The 20608-nt window shown below is 68.2% G+C and carries 19 protein-coding genes and 4 pseudogenes; 14 read left to right on the top strand and 9 right to left on the bottom strand.

Features of this window, described 5'->3' with window-relative positions; translation table 11 throughout:
• The first annotated feature begins 58 nt into the window (after positions 1–58).
• Positions 59–220, top strand: coding sequence for a winged helix-turn-helix domain-containing protein (locus ACFZDL_RS41485; protein ID WP_353595684.1), 162 nt, complete (start codon positions 59–61; stop codon positions 218–220).
• A gap of 214 nt (positions 221–434) precedes the next feature.
• Here ACFZDL_RS41485 and ACFZDL_RS41480 read toward each other — a convergent pair whose 3' ends face one another.
• From ACFZDL_RS41480 to ACFZDL_RS41470, 3 genes are all read right to left on the bottom strand, one after another.
• Positions 435–1367 (bottom strand): aldo/keto reductase, encoded by a 933-nt coding sequence (locus tag ACFZDL_RS41480; RefSeq protein ID WP_353595683.1) that lies wholly within the window; start codon positions 1365–1367, stop codon positions 435–437.
• 424 nt (positions 1368–1791) lie between these two features.
• Entirely contained in the window at positions 1792–1959 is a 168-nt protein-coding gene (locus tag ACFZDL_RS41475; RefSeq protein WP_353595682.1) for a hypothetical protein, read from the bottom strand.
• Positions 1960–2120: 161 nt separating this feature from the next.
• Positions 2121–2483 (bottom strand): hypothetical protein, encoded by a 363-nt coding sequence (locus ACFZDL_RS41470; RefSeq protein ID WP_353595681.1) that lies wholly within the window; start codon positions 2481–2483, stop codon positions 2121–2123.
• A gap of 124 nt (positions 2484–2607) precedes the next feature.
• Between ACFZDL_RS41470 and ACFZDL_RS41465 the strand changes: the two genes are divergently transcribed.
• From ACFZDL_RS41465 to ACFZDL_RS41455, 3 genes and pseudogenes are all read left to right on the top strand, one after another.
• On the top strand, positions 2608–3735 hold the full coding sequence (locus tag ACFZDL_RS41465) for a hypothetical protein (RefSeq protein ID WP_353595680.1): 1128 nt from the start codon (positions 2608–2610) through the stop codon (positions 3733–3735).
• 127 nt (positions 3736–3862) lie between these two features.
• Complete coding sequence (locus tag ACFZDL_RS41460; RefSeq protein ID WP_353595679.1) at positions 3863–5074, top strand: alpha-L-fucosidase; 1212 nt, start codon at positions 3863–3865, stop codon at positions 5072–5074.
• Between the two features lie 98 nt (positions 5075–5172).
• Positions 5173–5403 (top strand): annotated as a pseudogene (locus ACFZDL_RS41455) (transposase family protein); the annotation flags it as partial.
• 137 nt (positions 5404–5540) lie between these two features.
• Here the strand turns inward: ACFZDL_RS41455 and ACFZDL_RS41450 are convergent.
• Both ACFZDL_RS41450 and ACFZDL_RS41445 read right to left on the bottom strand, forming a co-directional pair.
• Positions 5541–8729: a glycoside hydrolase N-terminal domain-containing protein gene (locus ACFZDL_RS41450; protein WP_353595678.1), complete on the bottom strand. Its 3189-nt coding sequence runs from the start codon at positions 8727–8729 to the stop codon at positions 5541–5543.
• Between the two features lie 274 nt (positions 8730–9003).
• Positions 9004–9594 carry an RICIN domain-containing protein gene (locus ACFZDL_RS41445; protein WP_353595677.1) on the bottom strand — a complete coding sequence of 197 codons (591 nt, stop codon included), beginning with the start codon at positions 9592–9594 and terminating at the stop codon, positions 9004–9006.
• 1046 nt (positions 9595–10640) lie between these two features.
• Between ACFZDL_RS41445 and ACFZDL_RS41440 the strand changes: the two genes are divergently transcribed.
• The 3 genes and pseudogenes from ACFZDL_RS41440 to ACFZDL_RS41430 all read left to right on the top strand — a co-directional run.
• Complete coding sequence (locus ACFZDL_RS41440; protein ID WP_353595676.1) at positions 10641–10793, top strand: helix-turn-helix domain-containing protein; 153 nt, start codon at positions 10641–10643, stop codon at positions 10791–10793.
• Positions 10794–11293: 500 nt separating this feature from the next.
• Positions 11294–12400 (top strand): ricin-type beta-trefoil lectin domain protein, encoded by a 1107-nt coding sequence (locus ACFZDL_RS41435; protein WP_353595675.1) that lies wholly within the window; start codon positions 11294–11296, stop codon positions 12398–12400.
• An 88-nt stretch (positions 12401–12488) separates the two neighbouring features.
• Positions 12489–13157, top strand: a pseudogene (locus ACFZDL_RS41430) (TIM-barrel domain-containing protein); the annotation flags it as partial.
• A gap of 162 nt (positions 13158–13319) precedes the next feature.
• Here ACFZDL_RS41430 and ACFZDL_RS41425 read toward each other — a convergent pair.
• A complete protein-coding gene (locus ACFZDL_RS41425; protein ID WP_353595674.1) occupies positions 13320–13679 on the bottom strand; it encodes a non-reducing end alpha-L-arabinofuranosidase family hydrolase in 360 nt (119 codons plus the stop codon).
• A 158-nt stretch (positions 13680–13837) separates the two neighbouring features.
• Between ACFZDL_RS41425 and ACFZDL_RS41420 the strand changes: the two genes are divergently transcribed.
• On the top strand, positions 13838–14605 hold the full coding sequence (locus ACFZDL_RS41420) for a class I SAM-dependent methyltransferase (RefSeq protein ID WP_353595673.1): 768 nt from the start codon (positions 13838–13840) through the stop codon (positions 14603–14605).
• Between the two features lie 52 nt (positions 14606–14657).
• Here the strand turns inward: ACFZDL_RS41420 and ACFZDL_RS41415 are convergent, their stop codons facing one another.
• From ACFZDL_RS41415 to ACFZDL_RS41405, 3 genes are all read right to left on the bottom strand, one after another.
• Positions 14658–14819: a hypothetical protein gene (locus ACFZDL_RS41415; protein ID WP_353595672.1), complete on the bottom strand. Its 162-nt coding sequence runs from the start codon at positions 14817–14819 to the stop codon at positions 14658–14660.
• A 248-nt stretch (positions 14820–15067) separates the two neighbouring features.
• Entirely contained in the window at positions 15068–16321 is a 1254-nt protein-coding gene (locus ACFZDL_RS41410) for an SLC13 family permease (RefSeq protein ID WP_353595671.1), read from the bottom strand.
• Positions 16322–16428: 107 nt separating this feature from the next.
• Complete coding sequence (locus tag ACFZDL_RS41405) at positions 16429–17550, bottom strand: PrpF domain-containing protein (protein ID WP_353595670.1); 1122 nt, start codon at positions 17548–17550, stop codon at positions 16429–16431.
• Positions 17551–17720: 170 nt separating this feature from the next.
• Between ACFZDL_RS41405 and ACFZDL_RS41400 the strand changes: the two genes are divergently transcribed.
• The 6 genes and pseudogenes from ACFZDL_RS41400 to ACFZDL_RS41375 form a co-directional block, all read left to right on the top strand.
• Complete coding sequence (locus ACFZDL_RS41400) at positions 17721–18689, top strand: LysR family transcriptional regulator (RefSeq protein ID WP_353595669.1); 969 nt, start codon at positions 17721–17723, stop codon at positions 18687–18689.
• An 87-nt stretch (positions 18690–18776) separates the two neighbouring features.
• A complete protein-coding gene (locus ACFZDL_RS41395) occupies positions 18777–18947 on the top strand; it encodes a hypothetical protein (RefSeq protein ID WP_353595668.1) in 171 nt (56 codons plus the stop codon).
• 438 nt (positions 18948–19385) lie between these two features.
• Entirely contained in the window at positions 19386–19790 is a 405-nt protein-coding gene (locus ACFZDL_RS41390) for a hypothetical protein (protein ID WP_353595667.1), read from the top strand.
• 50 nt (positions 19791–19840) lie between these two features.
• Positions 19841–20008 (top strand): annotated as a pseudogene (locus ACFZDL_RS41385) (transposase); the annotation flags it as partial.
• Position 20009: 1 nt separating this feature from the next.
• Positions 20010–20225, top strand: a pseudogene (locus tag ACFZDL_RS41380) (integrase core domain-containing protein); the annotation flags it as partial.
• A 222-nt stretch (positions 20226–20447) separates the two neighbouring features.
• Positions 20448–20608: DUF4916 domain-containing protein (locus tag ACFZDL_RS41375; RefSeq protein WP_353592157.1), on the top strand; the 161-nt coding region annotated here is incomplete at its 3' end.

Here is a 20608-nt window from a genome sequence, read left to right as displayed (position 1 = left end):
CCACGGTGGAGGGGACGTTGGAGGCGAAGATGGCGACGGACTGCGTGTGTTGGAGGCCGTGTTGGATACCGCCCCGGTCGCCGCTGGCTGGAGCGACCAGTGCTGGACTCTGGCGAGGACCACCGAGGTCGTGGGGCGCCGGTTCGGCGTCGAGTACACCCTGGCCGGATGGACCGACCTCGCGGGGGACATCACAAGGATCGGCTATCCACAGAGCTGACCTACGTCATCGCTCACCCCACCGCGCAGACAGCGCGCCTCGAGTCGCTGCGCTTCGCCGCACCTACTCCGCACGCGCATCCCCGGCGCTCATCAATGAGCACTGCCACGCGTCCTGACCAGCAGCGACGGGTTTCTGAACGGCACAGGTCAAAGAGCTGGTGCTGCGGCTGGCCGCGGAGAATCCACGCCGGCGACGGGTCGCGTTGCCGGCGTCAGTCCTCCAGCGTCGATGGCGGCGTGCCCAGGGCGGCCAGCTCTGGCCAGAACTCCTCGGGGATCGTGGTGGCCTGTAGCACTTCCAGCTGCGTCAGCCGCTCAGGGCGGCCGACACCCACGATCGTGGAGGCGATGCCCGGGTGGCGCAGCGAGAACTGTAGCGCCGCGGCGTGCAGCGGTATGCCCCACCGCTCGCACAGCTCGCGGGCACGCGCCACCCACGCGAGGAGCTCCGGCCCCGCCTGGGCGTAGGCGTACGTCTCGCTCCTGCCGGCGAGGATGCCGCCGCCGAAGGGCGCGGCGTTGAAGACGCCCATGCCGCGTTCGGCCGCCAGGTCGATCAGCTCCTCGCCCCGGCGGTCCACGAGCGTGTACCGGTTGTGGGTCAGCAGGACGTCGAACGCGCCGCTCTCGGCGTACTTGCGCATCTGGGAGACGGGGCCCCATGCGATGCCGAGGGCCCCGGCCAGCCCCTGGTCGCGCAGCTCGGTCAGCCCTTGCACGGCCCCGCCGGGCGCGAACGCCTCCTCGACCTCGATGGTGTAGGGGTCGTGGAGGTGGAGCAGCGGCAGGCGCTCAAGCCCCAGACGCGCGACGCTCTCCTCGAACGACCGCCAGACTCGGTCACGGTCCAGCGCGCCCGTGTCCGGGTCGGCGTCGACCTTGGTGACGATCGCTTTGCCGGCAGGAAGCCCGTCGCGCCGGACGGCGGCTCCGAGGACGGTCTCGCTGCGGCCCTGGGCGTAGTTGTTCGATGTGTCGATCATGGCGAACGGGCTCGCGAACATCGCCCGCGCCAGGGCGTCGGCCGCCTCGGCCGGCGTCCCGTCCGGACGCGGCGGATCGCCCAGGAAGGAGGTGCCGACGCTGACCGCCGTCACGCGCAGCGAGGTCCCCGGCACAATCCGCTCGTCCGCCAACTCGTCCATGGCCCGTGGAACGTCCTTCCATCGTGGGACTGCGGCCGTCTCCGGGGGCTGCGACCGTGTCCGGCGCGGAGCGGTGGGTGTTCCCCGCAGTAGCGGAGGACCCGCGCCCGTCATCGAAGCGCTTCGATATTCAGTCAGGGTCCTCATTCTGTCAAGAGATCACATGACAACGGCTTGGGGCGCCCGCTGGCACTTGTTGGTAACGTTGCCGGTCCCCTCGAACTTCCGCCGCAAGGCTTGTGCGCTCCGCTGAGGGCTCTTAACCTCAGCCAAGCGTCGAAGCGCTTCGACCATGCAACTTACGTATCTGGGGATCTTGGATCTTGCAATGAAGCAGAGCTATGGAGGGTCGCTGACGTCATGCCTAACCCACGCTCCGGGCCAAGCCGGAGAGGTTGGAGAAGCTGCCGCTTCAGAACGTGCCCTACCAGATCGTGGTACGCCGCCAGTGGCCCGCCGGCATGTCCGAGATGATCGCCAGCGGCCAGGTGCCGAGCCTCGCCGTACAGACCGCCGTGATGATCCGCGCGCTGCTGCCCGTCGCCGTCCTCTCCACTTTCGTCCAGCGGCACTTCACGAAGGGCGTGCTCATCGGCGCCATCAAGGCTGAAACGTACCCCCACAAACCCGCCTCCACCTCCAGACCCCGCCCCCACACCCAGAGGAGACAGCCGGTGGCCGCGCTCAGCGACGCGCCCCAGGGGCGGTTGCGCATCGTCAACCTCGCTGGGGCGGACTCAGTCATCCAGGCCCCTACGTCCCAGGTCCACGATTCAGGTTCGGGGCCAGCGGTGCCTGTCTGACCTGGCGTCCGATCAGGCAGAAGACCAGCAGTGCCAGGCAGACGCCCCGCTGCCGAAGACGCGGGCGTGCAGGGGTCCGGCCGTCGCCAGTGGCCGCGATCCCGGCCTGGATCTGCTTCAGATCGGTACGGCGGTCCTTGGGATGCCTGTACTTGATGACCGGGAACTGAGCATCCTGCTCCTCCCCCACACAGGCACCGTGCACGGACATGCTGGTCACATCCCAGTGGAACCTGCTCACATTGATACCGAACTCGGCGATTGCCCGCGCGCCGACCGTGCCGGCGAGCTGCTCGGGATGCGGGGCGATCACCTCCAGGCCCGCGCCAGCCGGTCGTCGTTGACGATCCCGGCTACCTCCAGCCGGCGCAGAAACTCGGCAGCGACAGGCAGAGCGCCCAGACGCTTCTCACCACGCCACCGCAAAGGAGAACATGATGCGACGACGCACGTTCATCGCCTCCGTCGGCGCGGTCGCGGCCGGTGCCCTGCCCGTCCCGGCCTTCGCCAAGCCCGGCCGGCAATCCAAGGACGCCTACACCTGGAAGAATGCCGTCGTCAACTGCGGCGGCTTCGTGACCGGCATCATCTTCAACGAGACCGAGCCGAACCTGATCTACGCCCGCACCGACGTCGCCGGCTGCTACCGGTGGCAGGAGGACTCCCGGACCTGGAAGCCGCTGCTCGACTGGGTCGGCCGCAACAAGTGGGGCTACTACTACGTGGTCTCCATGGCCACCGATGCGGTCGAACCGAACCGCGTCTACGCCGCGGTCGGCGCTTACACCATCGACTGGGACCCCAACAACGGCGCGATCCTCTACTCCGACGACTACGGCGACACCTGGGGCATCGCCGAACTCCCCTTCAAGCAGGGCGGCAACATGCCCGGCCGCAGCATGGGCGAGCGCCTCGCGATCGACCCGTCCGACAACGCGACCCTGTACCTGGGCACCCCCAGCGGGAACGGGCTGTGGCGCTCCCGCGACCACGGCCGCACCTGGGCGAGGGTCGAGAACTTCCCGAACCCCGGCAACTTCGTCGTCGGCGCGACCTGGCAGCCCGTCCCCGGAGCGGCCGCAGCGCTCGGCGACTGCGACGGCAACCGCACCATCCCCAAGCAGTCCGCCGTGGACAACATGAACGGCTACCTGTACATCGTCAGCAGCTGGGACCCCGGCCCCTACAACGGCGCGCCCGCCTCGGGCAACGGCGGCAAGATCCAGAGGCTGGCGACCCAGACCGGCGAATGGACCGACATCACCCCCGACTACAACCCGAAAGGCCCGATCCCCGGCTTCGGCGGTGTGACCGTCGACCGCCAGAACCCCCGCACGCTCATGGCGTCCCTGTCGGCTTCGGCAAGGCCGCCGAGCGATCCGGCTACCCTGCGATCTACACCTCGGCCACGGTCGAAGGCCAGGACGGCATCTTCCGCTCGACCGACGGCGGCGAACGCTGGTTCCGCATCAACGACGACGATCACCAGTGGGCCTTCGCCGGAAGCGCCATCACCGGTGACCCGGACATCTTTGGCCGCGTCTATCTGTCAGCACGCGGCGTGATCTACGGCGACATCGCCGACTGACAGCAGGCCGCCCACGCGACGTGGGGCGGCCTCAAGCCGAAAGCCGGCGCCGGCAGCCGCGTCCGGCCTGACTGGACTGAATACCTCGTTAAGGAGAACCGATCATGACCGGAACGCACCGCGAGAGCATGCCCGGATGGGCGAAGGAAGCGAGCCTCGGCATCTTCATCCACTGGGGACCGTACTCGGTTCCCGCCTGGGCCGAGCCGGAACACGTGGCAGGCGAGCCCGAGCCCGAAGGCGGGTGGTTCAAGCACTCCTCCTATGCCGAGTGGTACGCGAACACCATCCGCATCGAAGGGTCGCCGGCGGCGGCGCACCATGCCGAGGTCTACGGGTCGGCGCCTTACGAGGACTTCCTCGACCAGTGGAGGGCCGAAGCTTACGACCCCGCCGCATGGGCGCGGCTGTTCCGGGCACTCGGGGCGGACTACGTCGTGCCCGTCACGAAGCACCACGACGGGGTGACGCTGTGGGACGCCCCCGGCAGCGAGGGCTTCAACACCGTCGACCGCGGCCCGAAGCGCGACCTGCTCGGCCCGCTCGCGGAGGCCGTGCGTGCGGAGGGGATGCGCTTCGGCGTCTACTACTCCGGCGGACTCGACTGGTCGATCACCGACAACCCACCGATCGTGGAAGCTGACGACATTTGGCGGTTCCGCCCCAACGACGCCGCCTACGCCGCCTACGCCACCACGCACGTCCGGGACCTGATCGACCGCTACGCGCCCTCCGTGCTCTGGAACGACATCGAATGGCCCGAGGCGGGCAAAGAAGACGGCTCGCTCATCGACCTGATCGCCTACTACCGCGACGCGGTCCCCGACGGGATCGTGAACGACCGTTGGGGCGCGGACGTCTGGGACTACCGCACGAGCGAGTACTCGATGCACGCCGACCACGAGACCGGCACCGGCTGGGAGCACAACCGCGGACTCGGATCCTCCTTCGGCTACAACCGGGTCGAGGACGAATCGCTCACCCTCAGCCCCCGCGAGCTGGCGAAACACTACGCGGACGTGGTCTCCCGCGGCGGCCGGCTGCTGCTCAACGTCGGACCCGATGCCTCCGGCCGCATCCCCGACGTCCAGGTCCGCACCCTCGAAGGCGCGGCCTCGTGGATGACCGGGGTGAAGCCGTACACCACCGACCGGCAGTTCCCGGGTGACGCTGAAGTCACCGTGTCCGCCGAGGCCGACAACTGGTACCGGACCTGGGCGAGCGGCGACAAGCTCGTCGTGATCGCCGACCGGCCCGAAGCCGTCCGCGTCACCGCGCCAGGCTACGAGACCGTGGCCATCGCCCTGCCCGAATAGGAGCGGTGAACAGGGCCCCCGCTGCGACACGCTCCGCGTTCCCGGCCTCGCCAGTCAGGACCCCGGTCCGTCCCCGGGGGCTCTACGCCCCGGGGTTCGCCGCGTACTGGCGCACGAACCTCACCCTGCGGCAGCTGGCGCCGTTGTTCGGGTTGTCGAAGTCGGCCGCTGACCGGATCATCGATCACCTCGGCCCGTCACTCGCGCTTCAGCAGCGCAAGCGGTTCCGCAAGGACACCGTGCTGATCGTGGACGGCGCCCTGGTCCCTACCCGCGACCACCACCAGGTCGCCGGGCAGCCGAAGGACCATTGGTACTCCACCAACCACGCATGGCGGTGCGGCTAAGCCGCTTGCGTCCGCCGCCCGGCCGCCGCACCCGCCCCAACAGCTCCTCACCGGCCTCCAGCTCGAACACACCCTTGCGGACGGTCGTCTCGCTCGCGCCGTCCGGGGTGTCGCCGCTGTCAGGGCTTGATCGGCTTCACCTTCTTGTCGGCGCCGTTCACCCGCACGGTGATGTTCCCCTGATTCCGTGCCCGGTCGGCCACGATCTTGTAGGACGTGACCTTCCCGTCCCGCCATTCACAGTCGACCTGGTAGCCGCCGCGGGCACGGAGCCCGGTGAAGGAACCCTTGGCTCTCCAGTCGTCCGGCAGTGCGGGCAGCAGCTGGATGACGCCGTCGTGGCTCTGTAGGAGCATCTCCGCCACGGCGGCCGAGATGCCGAAGTTGCCGTCCATCTGGAAGGGCGGATGGTTGCAGAACATGTTCGGCAGTGTGTTGTAGGTGAGCAGTCCGCGCAGCATGATCTGGGCACGATGCCCGTCACCGAGGCGGGCGAAGAGGGCCGCCCGCCAGGGCCAGGTCCACGAGCGGCGGCTGTCGCCCGACACTGTCGCGGCGGTGAACGGGACGCCTTCCTTCTCACCGCACCGTGCCTTGAGCGAGACGAGGGCGGCGGCCGCGAAGTCAGGTGTCCTGGGGGTGATCTGGCGGCCCGGGTAGACCGCGAAGAGGTGTGAGGTGTGGCGGTGGATGTCGGTGGGGCTGTCGATGTCCTCCTGCCACTCCTGGAGCTGGCCCCACCGGCCGATCCGGTTCGGCGCGAGGCGCGCCTGCATGTCCGCGACCTTGGCCCGGTAGGCGGGATCGGCCTCGAGCGCCGCCTCGCAGTCGAGGTAGTTCTGGAACAGGTCCCAGATGATCTGCTGGTCGTACATGACACCGTCCTCGCGCGGCCCGTGTTCGGGGGACCAGCCGTTCGGCGCCACGAGCAGTCCGTCCTCGCGCTCCTTGAGGTGGTCCTCCCAGAACTCGCAGATCTCCTTGATCATCGGGTAGGCGACGGTACGGAGGTACACCATGTCCTGGGTGAACGCCCAGTGTTCGTACAGGTGTTGGGCGTACCAGGCGCTCGCGACGGTGTTCCACTGCCACGCGTTGCCACCAAAGACGCTCTGGCTGGTGCGGGCGGTCCAGCCGCGCGTGTCCTCGCCGAAGGCGTTGCGGGTCGCCACGCGGCTGGGCTCCGCCACCTGCTCGATGAACCCGACGAGCGCCTCGTGGCACTCCGGCAGGTTCGTCGTCTCGGCTCCCCAGTAGTTCATCTGGACGTTGATGTTGGTGTGGTAGTCGGAGGCCCAGGCCGGTGTGTTGCTGTCGTTCCACAGACCCTGGAGGTTGGCGGGCAGGCCCTTCGGGCGTGAGGAACTGATCAGCAGGTACCGGCCGAGGTCGAACATCGTCTGCTCGAGGGTCGGGTCCTGCCCGCCGGCCGCGTAACGCGCCAGCCGGGCGTTGGTCGGCAGGGCGACGACGGCGTCGTCGGAGGTGCCCCAGCACACGGAGACGCGGTTCATGAGGGCGCGCATCCCGGCGGTGTGCTCGGCGCGCAGCTCCTCGTAGGACCGGGCAGCCGCCTTGGCGAGCGCCTTGACGATGACCGGTCCGGGATCGGCTCCGCGCCACCCGGCGGCGGCGTCGAGCTTGTAGTCGGTGCGGGCGTCGAGGAGCAGGGTCAGGGTCGTGCAGCCGGTGAACCGGAGCGCCGACCCGTCGGCACGGAAGTCGCCGTCGGTGTGCACGACCTGGACGGTGCACGCGTGCTTGAGGCCGTTGCCCATGACACCGCGGAAGGCGATCCGCCGGGCGTCGGCGTCGACGGTCGTCGGGGCACCCTGTTGTCCGGACGTCAGGGAGATGGCTCCGGAGAGTCCCCGGTCGCTGTCCGACGTGTACCGGAAGACCATGACGTCCGCGGGCCGGCTGGCGAAGGCCTCCCGCAGGACGCGCCGCCCCGGCGCGCCGAAGCGGGTGACGTGGACACCCTCGACGAAGTCCAAGGCGCGCTGGTAGTCGACGAAGGTGCGCTGCGTGCGTGTGTCGAACCCCCGGCCCTCCAGGGCGACTTCCGCGATCTGGAAGCCGGCGGACGACTCGCCGGGGGTGAACGTGAGCCGGTACGTACGGTAGGCCGTGCTGTTGGAGATCCGGAAGTTCCGGGTCTCACCGCGGTCGGCCAAGGGCGCACCGGGGTTCTGCGTGTCGAGGGTCACCCAGGCCTGCCCGTCCTGTGACGCCTCCAGCACCCATCGCCGGGGGTCGTCCTGCGGACGGTCCGGGGCCGCCGTCAGCGCGTACGAGGTGACGGCGGCCGCGCGGGGCAGATCGGCCTGCCAGACGACCGCCGGTGCAGCGCCGTCGACCCGCCACACCATGGCCGGATCGCGGTCCACCGAACACGAGATGTCCGTGGCCCGGGACCCGGCGCCGGCACCGGATCCCTCGGAGTGCCCGCTCGGCGACGACAGGTACATCGAAGCCCCTCCCAGGTCGACACCGGACAGACCGATCTCGCTCACCTGGAAGTGGGTGATCCCTGCCTTGGGGACAAAGATGAACCGGTAGAAGCGGTAGGCCCCGGTGTGGTCACAGGTGAATTCCTTGGTCTGGAAACGGCTCTCGAAGGGCGCCGCCAACGTGCGGCTGTCCAGCGTGGTCCAGGTGGTGCCGTCGACGGAACCGGAGAACGTCCACTCCTGCGGGTCGCGCTGCGGCACATCGTTGGCACTCGTCAGACGGTAGGACGCGACCTCGATGGGGTCGGAGAGTTCGACCTGCCACTGCACCTTCGAATCGGGCCCCTCGATGCACCACTTGGTGCTCGGGTTACCGTCGTATGTCTTGTCGACGCCCTCCGACGAGGAGGTGCGGTACGGGCCTCCTGGGGCCGTGACCTTGGTACGGGGAGCGAAGGTCACGACGACGTCACCGAAGTTCCGGTACGAGCCGAAGCCGGTCATGCTGGTGTCAAAAGCGCTGTCCGGCTTGCCCGCGAGGGCGTTGTCGTAGTTGTTGACACCACCCCACAGACTCTGCTCATTGAACTGGATGCGCTCCTCGTCCGGGTCGGCGAAGAGCATGGCGCCGAGTCGGCCGTTGCCGATCGGCAGGGCCTGCGACTGCCAGTCCACGGCTGGGACCTGATACTTCAGCGCCTTGCGCGACAGGGTCGGCCACTGGACGGCCGCCGACGCGGCGGCGGCCTGTCCCGCAGAGGTTCCGCCAGTCAGCTGAGTGACCAGAGGCGCGAGGGCAAGGGCACCGCCGAACTTCAGGATGCTTCTTCGCTGCGGTTGGGATGCATGGGTCACTGCAGGTTCTCCCAGCCATCGATGGCCTTGTGCAGGGGCAAGTGCGCCCTCATCGAATTCGCCGAGGGCACACCATCTTTGCTGGGCTATAGATCGGATGTCTAGAGGCGTGCAGCATTGACCATCTCGGTTGCGGTATGACCTAGCTAGATGAGCACGCCGCACCGGCAGCAAGTGGTAGCAGGCAAGAATGGATCCCATACATCGGATGTCATTCTCTTGATGGGCCATTGCCGGAGAGCGCTGGGGCTGGCGCTGGTGCCCGAGGTGAGCGTCAGCGGCCGGTACAGGTCAAGCAGCCGGCGGTGGTGGCGAGGGTCAGCCACTGGTTGTTGTGCCGCACGATGGAGAAATCCTTGATCGCCACGACGTCGGGGTGCTGGGCGTCCGGCTTCGGACCGGCGAGGACGCCGCTGGAGGACCACCGGAACGTCGACGGCAGCGCGTCGGTGCCGCTGCCGACGCGGACTTGCCACTGCTGGTTGGCCCCGACCCAGTCGGTGAACTGCACGACCTTGGCGCCGTCCGCGGTGGAGGCGTTCTGCACCTCGACGGCCTTGCCGCTGTTGCGGTTGATCAGCCACACGTAACCGTCCGGCGAGTCGGCCAGCCGGAACTGCTGGTTGGTGCCATTGGCGTCGCTCCACTGCACGATGTCCGCGTGGTCGGCGCCGGAGTAGTTGCGGACGTCCAGCACCTTGCCGGAGTGCTGCGCCTTCAACCGGTAGTAGCCGCCGCCCGAGTCCACGAACTGGAGCCGCTGGTTGGCGCCGTCATGGCGGGTCCACTGCGCAAGGCCCGCCCCATCGGCCGTGCTCGCGCCGGACACGTCGAGCGCCTTGCCGCTGCCTCGATTGACCAACACCTACCAGCCGTCGGGATCCACGGTGGCCGCCTGTGCCGTCCCAACGGCACCCAACCCGGCCAGAAGCGCCGCGATCAGGGCGGTCACCGCGGCGAGCACCCCCCATTCGCTTCCCCCTCCCCACCACGGAACCCTGCATGCCCTGAGCATGCCCATCGCCTGCCTCTCCTTCACTGAGCGCGGCTGGCCCGCCGGGGCGCAGGCACCGAGGCAGAGCCTGACCCCGCTGATCCCGGAATCGCTGGTTGGCGTTGCCCTTTGTGGATCACAGCGAGAGCCACCGGGCGCGCCCGCCTCACACCGCAGGCCGCTGGAACTGCTGATGGGGGGTACCAGGGGCAGGATCATGGTGGTCTCGAGGCCGGCGGCACTCCCCACGACAGGCTTGATTGGTGAATCTTGTTCGGAGTGCCACCGGGACACTAGACACCAGGCATGCCCTCGTCAATGGTTACCGCGAGGTAATCATCCCATGTCCAATGTCAGCCAGCCGGAAATGGCTCGTAAATGGCCTGCACTCTCGGGAGCATCGGCCCTCATGCCCGACAGGAGTAGCCTCGATGTTTCACCCATTCATCCCATGTTTCTGACGTATGGCGTCATCGCTCCTCACCTGAGCCGCACGACCGTCCGTCAATCCGGCAGAGGTTGCCGTACCTTGCGGAGCACCTCGCCCCAGGTCTCCTCCGGGGCCATGACGGGTGCGGAACACGCAAAGCCCTTGCAGCGACGGAGTCCGAGACCTCGAACGCCATGCGCGCATATTCGCCACCCCTGACCAGCCTTTCAGCTCCCATGGACTACGGATGCCGAAGGTATTGACGCGTCCCGCTGCCCCCACTTAATCTCTGCCCGACCCCACGAACGCTGTTCGATTTATCGCACAACTGATGTAGGTCGGACAGGGAGTCGGCCACGAAGGCTTCCCCCGGCCAAGCACGGGGAGGGCATGCCGCAAGGCGCAGTCACAGGGCTGTTGAGGTACACATGAAGAGCTGGCGTGTCCGGCGGCGTCCCCCGCTCGGCGCCGTGGCCGCACGGGCCGGGTGTCCGCGGCCACGGTGTCAAACGCGCTCAACGGCACCGGACGACTCTCCGAGGCGACCAGGCAGCGCGTGTTCATCGCGGCACGCGAACTCGGTTACGCCCGGCCGGCACGGCCCATCCCCTGGCCCGCGGCGGCGGAGTGCTCGGCCTGACGATGACCACGCACGGCGTCCCTCCCGTCCCGTACACCGAGATCCCGGACTTCGCACAGCGGGCGCTGGGCGATGGCGGCGGCCCGCGCAACCAGACATAGGATGTTCGCGAGCCGATACCAGCGAGGGAGAGAGCGGCGAACAGACCGCAGATGCAGCGCACTTGGCACGAGCAGCACCGGATGCGCCCCATGCCGCCGATCCCTGATTTCTTGGGTATTCATGGGATGTCCCGGTCCGGATCGTGGTATCTATACGGATGCGCTTGTGAGGCCGGTTCAGGCCGACCCTCTCGGTACATGAGGGCCGGGACAGAGGGATTCACCGGGCAGGCTCGGTTTTGTCAACGCTCACAGCGCAAGACGCTCCCCATCCACGCCGTTCTGCCAGTGCGTCAGGCGGCCGCCGACCCCGACGGAAGGGCACAGCGGCCGAGTCGCTGACACGAACGGCGATCAGCCCCGTTGTTCCATCACTCACTCGCAGAAGAGGACGCCTGCATGAGAAGGTCTTGGCTTCGCCCCCTGATCTCGCTAGTCGCTGCCGCACTCGGGGTGATGGCGGCAGGCGTGACCCCTGCCTCCGCCGCCTCCAACACGCCCTTGCGGGTCATGCCGTTGGGGGACTCGATCACCTGGGGCGTGGGAAGCAGCACGGGCAACGGCTACCGGAGCTCGTTGTGGAACAAGCTTGCGGCGGACGGCCATCCGCTGGACTTCGTGGGTACGTTGCGCGGCGGTTCGATGTCCGACCCCGACAACGAAGGCCACTCCGGATACCGCATCGACCAGATCGCCGCACTCGCCGATGCCTCGCTGACCCGCTACCGGCCCAACGTCGTGACGCTGCACATCGGCACCAACGACCTCCAAGGGGCCTCGGAGGTCAACACCGCCATCGCCCGGCTGAGGTCGCTGGTCAACCAGATCACCGCCGACGTCCCCGACGCAACCGTCCTCGTCGCCTCCCTGGTCGTGTCCACCAGCAGCTCGGAGGAGCAGTGGCGGGGCGCGTACAACCGGGCCATCCCTCAAATCGTCAGCGACGCACAGGCCGCGGGCAAACACGTCGCCTACGTCGACATGAGCAGCCTGACCACGGCCGACCTGGCCGACCCCCTGCACCCCAACGACGCGGGCTACCAGAAGATGGCCGACGCCTTCCACCGCGGCATCCAGGCCGCGGACAGCGCCGGGTGGCTGAAGAACCCCGCCCCCGCCCCCGCACGCGTAGAGTCCGGCATCGCCGGCAAGTGCCTGGATGTCAACGGCGCCGGCACCGCCGATGGGACCGCCGTCCAGATCTGGAGCTGCGGCGGCCAAGCCAACCAGCTCTGGTCCGCCTACACCGACGGCACCCTGCGCTCCATGGGCAAGTGCCTCGACGCCGCCGGCGGGAACACCGCCAACGGCACCAAGGTGCAGCTCTGGTCCTGTCACGGCGGCGCCAACCAGGTCTGGCAGCCCTACAACGGCGGCTACCGCAACCAAGCCTCCGGCCGCTGCCTGGACGTTCCGGGCTCCTCCACGGCCGACGGCACGCAGCTCCAGCTGTGGGACTGCAACGGCGGCGCCAACCAGAAGTGGACCGCTCTGACCGCCGGATAACCCGCTCCCGGGGCCCTGAGCCCGGCCCAGGGCCCCAGGAGAACATCGATGGCGGGGGCACCGCCGGGTGCGGCGCCCACCATGGCTGAGGTACGGGGCCGCCCTGTGGTCCGGCGACATCCCCACCACCTTCGACTCCCTCGCACGCCAGATCAGGGCCGGGCTGAACGTCGCGATGAGCGGCATCCCCTGGTGGAACACCGACATCGGTGGCTTCGGCGGCGGCGACCCGGACGATCCCGCGTACCGTGAGCTACTGATCCGGTGGTTCCAGTACGGCACCTTCAGCCCCGTCATGCGGCTGTACGGGGACCGGGAGCCCAACTACCCCACGTTCTCGGCAGACATGACGGGCGGGCCGAACGAGGTCTGGTCCTACGGGGAGCAGGCGTACGGCATCCTCCGCGACCACCTGATACTGCGCGAGCGTCTGCGCCCGTACCTGAGGACGCTGTCCGAGGCCGCCCACCGCACCGGCGCCCCGCCGATGCGCCCGCTGTTCTTCGACTTCCCGGACGACGAGCGCGCCTGGGACGTGGACGACGAGTTCCTGCTCGGCCCCGATGTACTGGTGGCGCCCGTGTACGAGGCGGGCGCGCGGACCCGCCGAGTGTATCTGCCGTCCGGCGCGCGCTGGCTCGACCCGGTCACCGGACACGGAGTGGAGGGCGGTACGACGCTCGAAGTGGACGCCCCGCTGGAGCGCATTCCCGTCTTCGTCCGCGAGGGGGCGTACGTCGCCGCTTTGCTCGGCTGACAACACGGTCGGTAAGGGGTGGGTCCCCCTTGCCGTCGTAGTGCTTCGGTCCGTACTCACGACGAAGGTCCACGAAAGAGAGGAACCCCAGCCGACGCGGCTGGGGTTCCTCGAGGCGGTGAGTTTCAGTCAGCGGGTGGAGTTGCCCACGCCCTGAACCGCTCATCTACGCGTCGGCGGACCGCACGACATCGCGATCGCGGGTGTGATGGGGGACTTGCTCTGGCAGAGGAGCCGCAGGTTACAGGGGTCGATGGTCATGGTCTGGTCGGGGTAGTTGCGGACCAGGCCACCGTGGCTGACGTCGTTGGTCCAGGTGGCACCGCTGTTGGCTTCGCCCGCGAAGGGGTTGCTTTCACTGCTCTCAGCGCAGACGGGCACTTGCCCGGCGAGGGAGCCACCGCCGAACCGGGCAGGCGAGACGCGGCCACGGCTTCTTCGTTCGGGACGAAGAAGCCGTGGGTTCAATTCCCGCCACCCCGACAGCGCAGCACCAGGCCACTTCTTGTGGCTCGGTCGCACAGCGTCACGGTGGTGGTCTGTCCGCTTCGACGATGTTGGAGTGCAGGTTGCTGTAGCCTCCGCGACCCGACCTTTGTGCCAATCACTCGTTCTCGGCGGAGGCTGGTGAGGTCGTAAGTCGCTTGCCGGAGCATCAGCATCTTTGATCGTATACCTCCATGATTGCTCATGACGGCCGTGCGGACCACGTGGAGCAGAACCGACGCTATTGGGATGACGAGGCGGCTGCGTGGCACGAGCCGCTCGCCCGCGATCACTGGTCACAGGCGGAACCGCGTTGGGGATTGTGGGCCACCCCTGAGTCACAGGTCTCCGTACTTCCCCACGACATAGCCGGGATGCGCACCATTGAGCTGGGCTGCGGTACTGCCTACGTATCCGCTTGGCTGGCCAGGGCAGGGGGCCACCCGATCGGGATCGATCTATCGGAGAAGCAGCTCGCCACTGCTCGCGCCATGCAGGCGGAATTCGGCATCGACTTCCCCCTCGTCCTGGGCAAGGCTGAGAAGGTGCCCTACGACGACAACACGTTCGACTTGGCGATCAGCGAGTATGGCGCCTCGTTGTGGTGCGACCCCTATCAGTGGATCCCAGAGGCGGCCCGACTTCTCGTTCCTGGAGGCCATCTGGTGTTCATGCGCTACTCGCCGCTGTTCGCGCTGTGCGTACGGCCCGAAGGGTCGGCATCCACCACTCTGTCTCGCGGACAATTTGGCCTGACTCGGCTGGAGTGGGGGAATCACGTGCAGTTCATCCTGCCGCACGGCGAGATGCTTCGTCTGCTTCGGTCCGCCGGCTTCGTCGTTGAAGACCTGATTGAGGTCCAGGCACCCAAGCCCGCAGACCGGGACTACGCAGAAGTCCCCGCTGACTGGGCCCAGCAATGGCCCAGCGAGGAAATTTGGAAAGCTCGGCTGGCAGGCTGACAGACCGTCGAGGTCACCGCGTCGGACAGGTCTGGCGTTCATGCGTCCATCGTCAGCCCCGCCCTCCCGCTCGGCTTCTTCCTTCGCCCAGGCACTCCTCGCGGTAGCGGGTGAAGTTGAGGTCGCGGACGTTGACGTCGTGGGTGGTGAGCCAGCCGGAGCGTATGTCATCGGCGATGATGGCGATCTGCCTGAACTCCAGGGTCGTGATCACCCGACGACACGCTCCGATCTGGATCGCCGAGGACGAAGACCTCGCAGCCAGAGTCCAGGACCCCACCCTGTCACCACCCGGCTGGGAAGCCGTCCTGACGTGGTCAACTGGAGCCCGCCCGCGCGGGCCCGGTCGACCAACTGCCCGGTCAACTGGCCATCCAGCAGGTCCGCCGACAGGCGTAGAGACCCGCTCGGCGCGATCATCGCGCCGAGCGGCCGGCCGGCGTTTCGTCGCCGTCCTGTGCTCTATGACCAGGGCAGGACCAGGGCACCCCAGGCGACGACGGGGCCGAGGGCGACGATGCCGCCGGTGTAGCTGATGACTTGGCGGTAGAAGCGGCGGGCGTCGACGCCACGGGCGTTGGCCAGGACCAGGGCACCATTCGTGGAGAAGGGGGAGGTGTCGACGATCGTGGTGGACACCGCCAGGGCGGCGATCAGCCCGGCTGCGTTGAGGTGGCTGGAGAGCAGCAGTGGCACGGCGATGGGGACGATCGCCGTGAGGATCGCGGTGGACGAGGCGAACGCCGAGGTGATGGCCACGGTGAAGCACAGCAGCAGGGCTACGACGATCGGGGCGCCCAGGCCCGCGGCGTGCTCGGAGATCTCCTCGATGATGCCGGCCTTCTCGAGCATCGCGATGTACGTCATCATGCCTGCGACCAGCAGCAGCGTGGACCAGCTGATGCCGTCGACCGCCTTCTCCTGTCGCTTCATGTCCACCAGGGCCAGGAGGGCTCCCGCGACCAGGGCCAGGAAGCCGATCTCCAGCCGGAAGCCGAGCGCCCCGACGACGAGGGCGAGCAGGCAGCCCAGGGTCAGCCACTGCCGCCAGTCGGGCCTGCCGGAGGCGGCGAGATCCTCGTCGTCTCCGGTCGCCTCGTCTCTTTCGGCCAGAGGAACAGGACGCTTGGCCAGCAGCGCGTAGGTGAGCAGTGACAGCACCAGGTTGATCACGAAGCTGGCGGTGAACAGCGCGACGGGAGACACGTGCAGTCCAGTCTTGTCGACCAGGCCGAGGACCAGCGCACCGGAGACGGCGAGCGGGGAGAACGCGCCCGCGTGGCCGCCGCTGATCACCAGCATGCCGACGACCAGCGGGTTCAGCTTGTAGCGGTGGGCGAAGTTCATGCCGATCGGCGCGAGGATCGCGACGGCGGCCGGGGTGAACGTGCCGAACGCCGTCAGCAGGGCGGCGACCAGGAACAGCACCCAGGGGATGAGTGCGACCTTCCCGCGCACCAGCCGCACGCCGGCCGCGACGAGCAGGTCGATGGTGCCGTTGCGGCGGGCGACGGAGAACAGATACGTGACCCCCACGATCGTGACGAACAGCTTCACCGGAAAGCCTTCGAAGATCTCGTCCTCGGTGAGGCCGAGCGAGGCAGTGCCGACCGCGAAGGTCGCGACGAAGGCAAGAATGCCCAGGTTGATCGGCAGTACGGTGCCGATCACGAACATCACCAGCAGCGTGCCTATGGAGATCACTTCAGGAGACATCTTTGTTCCTTGGTGCAGAAGGGGACGGGAGTGCGCGCCCCGAGGGCGCGAGGCTACCCCGGTGTGGACGGCTGGGGACCGGCCGCCCGAGGTGAGATGCGTCCCGGTCAGGAAGCCTTGCGTGCTCCCCGTTCCGGTACGTAGATGCGTGCGTCGGCGAGCAGCCGGGCGGCCCGCTGCACGGTGACCCGCTCCGGGACGCGGTCGCGGGCGTCCGAGCAGCGGACCGCCACGACACCGGCGGGGGTGCCCAGGCGCAGCCATTCGCCGCGCTCTGCGGCGGCGGCCCGGGAGACCACGGAGTCCTCCAGCAGGGCCGCGGCCGCGACGGCGACGGCGGAGGTGAGACCGATCGCCGGGTGGGGGGCGTTCATGGTGAGCATGCGCACCGAGACGTCGTAGTCCTCGGCGGCGACGGGTTCGCCCAGGGTGGTGGTGTACGGCACCGGGGGGCCGATCAGGCCCACCTTGGGTACCGCGTCGCCGGGCTCTTGCCCCGGCTCGAGGAGTCCCATCAGCGGTGCGGCCGCGTGCCGGACCGCGCGCAGCCACGGCACGTCGGCGCGCATCTGGTCCGGGGTCTCGGCGCCGGTGCGACCGGCGCCGAGCGCGTCCACGAGAACCACGGGAGCGCCCGCGTCCACCATGCTCACCCGCTGCGGCGCCGCGATGCCGAGCCTCAGTTCTTCGGCCGCCCGCCCTGTGGGCAGCAGCGAGCCCGTCGTGCCGCCGGCCGGGCGGAGGAAGGTGAGGCCGACCGCCACGCCGCCGGCCCGGGTGCCCGGCACGGTCTGGTCGCCGAACTCGTGCACCACGCCGCCCGTGGTGTCCACCACGCCTTCCAGCAGCGCGCCGGTGTTGCTGTTCCGCATCACCACGCGGGTGCGGTCACCGATGACGGGCACCAGCCCCTTCGCTACTGCGTACAGGGCGATGCCGGTGGCGCAGTTGCCGCAGTTGCTGGTCCACTCCACCGTGCCGGTGCCGATGCCGACCTGCGCGAAGAGGTAGTCGACATCCACGCCGGGCTCGGGTGAGACGCCGACGACGGCGGCCTTGGAGGTGGTCGGTGTCGCTCCGCCCACCCCGTCCAGCTCCACCGGATCGGTGGAGCCATAGGCGGCGACCAGCAGCTTCTCCAACTCGCTGCGGTCGGTGGGGACATGGACCTGGCTGAACAACCAGCACTTGCTGGTGCCGCCACGTACCAGGGTCGCGGGAGTGTGCACGGCTTCGGGCTCTTCCTGTGTCTCATGGGGAGGGAGAGCGCCGGGCGGACGGTTACGGGCGTGTCGCGATCCGGTGAACCGCTCGGCGAATGCGACGACCTTCGCAGACGCGTGACTTGGGCACAATGACAGATTCCTTCAGTACGGTTTAGCTCAGCTAAAGTCTTCGCATGCTGAACGTGCGCCGTCTGCTGCTGCTCACCGAGGCCGCCGAGCGCGGCTCGCTCACCGCCGCCGCGGAGGCTATGGGAATGACCACCTCCGCCGCTTCCCAGCAGATGTCCCTGCTGGAACGGGAGGCCGGACAGCCCTTGATCGAACGGCTGCCGCGCGGCATCCGCACCACCCCCGCGGGCGCCGCCCTGGCCGAGCGGGGCCGGGTCATCCGCCGCGAACTGGGCGCAGCCGAGGCCGATTTGGAGTCCTTCGCCGACCTCGACCAGGGCACTCTCAGGCTCGGCTCCTTCCCCACGGCCAGCGCCTCACTGCTGCCGCTCGCCCTCACCCGGTTCAGCCACCGTCACCCCGGCGTGCGGATCGTGGTACGTGCCGGAGTCCTCGACCAGTTGCGCGAGATGTTGCACACGGGCGAGGTCGAGCAGGCGCTGCTGTGGGACTACGAGTGGAACCGCGTCGACGACGACGCCCTCGCCGTCACTCACTTTCTCGACGACCCGACCGTGCTGGTAGTGCCCGCCGACTCCCCGCTGCGCACCCGCCCGGCGCTGCGCCTCGGCGACCTCGCCGATCAGGAGTGGATCATCCGCGCCGACAACCATCCCGTCGCCGACGTTCTGCGCCGCAGTTGCCGCCGGGCCGGGTTCGAGCCGCGTATCGCCTATGCCTCGCACGACTACCAGGAGGCACAGGCCATGGTCGCGGCCGGTCTCGGGATCGCCCTCGCCCCCCGACTCGCCCTCACCAGCCGCCGCAGCGACGTCCGCCTGCTGCCCTTCGGCTCCGACGTGCCCGCTCCCACCCGCCGCATCCTGCTCGCCCGCGCCGCGACCCGCCCCGCGACCCCGCCCGCCCAGGCCATGGCCCGCGTACTGCGCGTGGTGGCACAGAAGTTCACCGAGGCCGGCCTCGACCGCACTCAACTCGGCGCTGTGCGAAGAGGCGGACCCGGACGCGTCTGAGAAACCCGTAGCGCTCCAGAATGGCTTCACCTGCCTGACCGAGGGAAACGCCATGGCGCGCCCGTCCGCCCAGCATGATCAATCCTTGTGCTGGCACGAGTTGTCTACCTGATCGCCACACGGATCTTCGCATGGCTGGTCCTGCTGTCCCGCTCCTCTGCGGCCAAGAACGCGGAAATACCGATCTTGCGGCACGAGCTCACCCAGATCTCTGTCGAACCCGGGGCGGTTCACACCGCGACCGGCAACAGCGCCTGACGTCCCGGGTACTTCGCCCGCACCACCCGTGCCACCTCCGGCGCCGGCTCCGGCCACGACCGCGGCTCCATCGACACGGGCCCCTCCCGCTCCGTGACCGGATCGAGAAAGACCGGCCACCAGACCAGCCTGCCGCAACAATCAACACCCCGACCAGCACAAACAGCAAATGGGCAACAGGATCGCGCAGTGCTCTACGGCAACAAGGCAAGGCTCGCAGCGGCCTCAGCACCAGACTGACCTACGGGCTCAAGTCCCAACGAGACAACGGAGTCGGCGAGCCGTCGCCGCGATCATGTTTTCACGCCAGCAAGGCGTTACCCGACAGGGAACAGAAGGACTGACCTACTCAAACCGAGATTGAAAAGGCCGCAGAGCCCACCATGTGCAGCCATGCCGACGACGTAGCGGGTCGCACGGCGGGGTAAGCACGGAACTATGGGAAGCAGAAGACGCCTGGGCTGGAACGAGGAACGGACGATTGACGGCACTGTTTACGCGGTGCTGTACGTCATCGCTGGTGCCCTCTTCCTTAGCGGCCTATGCGGGTTGCTGCTCGGAGTGAAGGTCGATGCGAGCGAGGGGGACCCTCTGAAGTGCGGGACCGCCGTCACAGGCGTGGAAAGCGCCGTCACCTATGACGCCGTCCAGGCCGGGCTGCCGGGGCGGGCTGTGGACGCTCGCGTTGCGGCGTGCGACTCGGCGATCAACACGCGGCGCATCTGGGCTTGGCCGGCCACCGGAGTGGGAGCAGTAGGCGGGTTCGTGCTCGTCTACCTGCTCCCCTTCGTACGCCCGAAGCCCGAGTGGGCTCTCTCGGAGGTGCGGCGAATCCACCGTTGAGCTTCATTGGCTGCGACATCGCGCGGGCGCAATTTGGGACGCAGCCCCCGCCCCCCATCCACTTCGACGTCGATATACGCAAGGTCATCTGCAGCACGAACGAGATCGAGAGCGTCAACGCCTGCATGCGCAAGGCCGTCCGCACCCGCGGACACTTCCCCAACGAGGCCGCCGCCCTCAAGTGCATCTACATGGCGCTGATGAGCCTGGACCCGACATAACGCGCTTGCCGAGTCCTTCAACGCCACATGCAAGAGGGAAACTCTCCAGGGCCGCAGTGCCTGGGCCGACGAGCGTGAAGCCCGCCTCGACATGTTCCGCTGGCTGCACCGCTACAACACCCGACGCCGCCACTCCAGCCTCCGACAACGCAGTCCCGTCACCTACGAGACAGCACTCGATACAACATCAACTATCCTGGCCCAAGCCGCATAGCCCGTGTCCAAGATTCCGGGTCAAGCCCCCAGGCCTCCCCCATAGCACCAGATACTGCGATGCCGGATGTCTGCTCCGGCGACACCACACCCCCGGCACTCCCCTGCCTCGCCTGGCACACTTTTCTTACCATGGGCCCCCAGCGGACTGTCTCGCCACGGCGCCACAGAGCCGGATACGGCGCGCACGCACAACAGGGCGCGGTGAAAGTACGATCACGCAATGGCTGACATGACCGAAACCACACCGGGTTGGCTGAGTCCCGACAACCTCGAACAGGCACGCGCGCAGATGCCGATCCTGTACGTCGAGGCCGTGCCCGTGCGAGTCGACGACAGCGGCGAAGTCACCAGCATCGGGCTACTGCTCCGCATCGGACCGGA

Source organism: Streptomyces sp. NPDC007917 (genome assembly GCF_042959105.1).
Taxonomy (GTDB): Bacteria; Actinomycetota; Actinomycetes; order Streptomycetales; family Streptomycetaceae; genus Streptomyces.
Note: the sequence above shows the minus strand (reverse complement) of the source record. Positions and strands in the feature narration are given on the sequence as shown.

Coding starts and splice junctions, on each gene's coding strand:
- ACFZDL_RS41465 (WP_353595680.1), top strand. CDS start 2,608: ATGCGACGACGCACGTTCATCGCCTCCGTCGGCGCGGTCGCGGCCGGT.
- ACFZDL_RS41400 (WP_353595669.1), top strand. CDS start 17,721: ATGCTGAACGTGCGCCGTCTGCTGCTGCTCACCGAGGCCGCCGAGCGC.
- ACFZDL_RS41435 (WP_353595675.1), top strand. CDS start 11,294: ATGAGAAGGTCTTGGCTTCGCCCCCTGATCTCGCTAGTCGCTGCCGCA.
- ACFZDL_RS41475 (WP_353595682.1), bottom strand. CDS start 1,959: ATGAGCACGCCCTTCGTGAAGTGCCGCTGGACGAAAGTGGAGAGGACG.
- ACFZDL_RS41390 (WP_353595667.1), top strand. CDS start 19,386: ATGGGAAGCAGAAGACGCCTGGGCTGGAACGAGGAACGGACGATTGAC.
- ACFZDL_RS41420 (WP_353595673.1), top strand. CDS start 13,838: ATGATTGCTCATGACGGCCGTGCGGACCACGTGGAGCAGAACCGACGC.
- ACFZDL_RS41460 (WP_353595679.1), top strand. CDS start 3,863: ATGACCGGAACGCACCGCGAGAGCATGCCCGGATGGGCGAAGGAAGCG.
- ACFZDL_RS41480 (WP_353595683.1), bottom strand. CDS start 1,367: ATGGACGAGTTGGCGGACGAGCGGATTGTGCCGGGGACCTCGCTGCGC.
- ACFZDL_RS41410 (WP_353595671.1), bottom strand. CDS start 16,321: ATGTCTCCTGAAGTGATCTCCATAGGCACGCTGCTGGTGATGTTCGTG.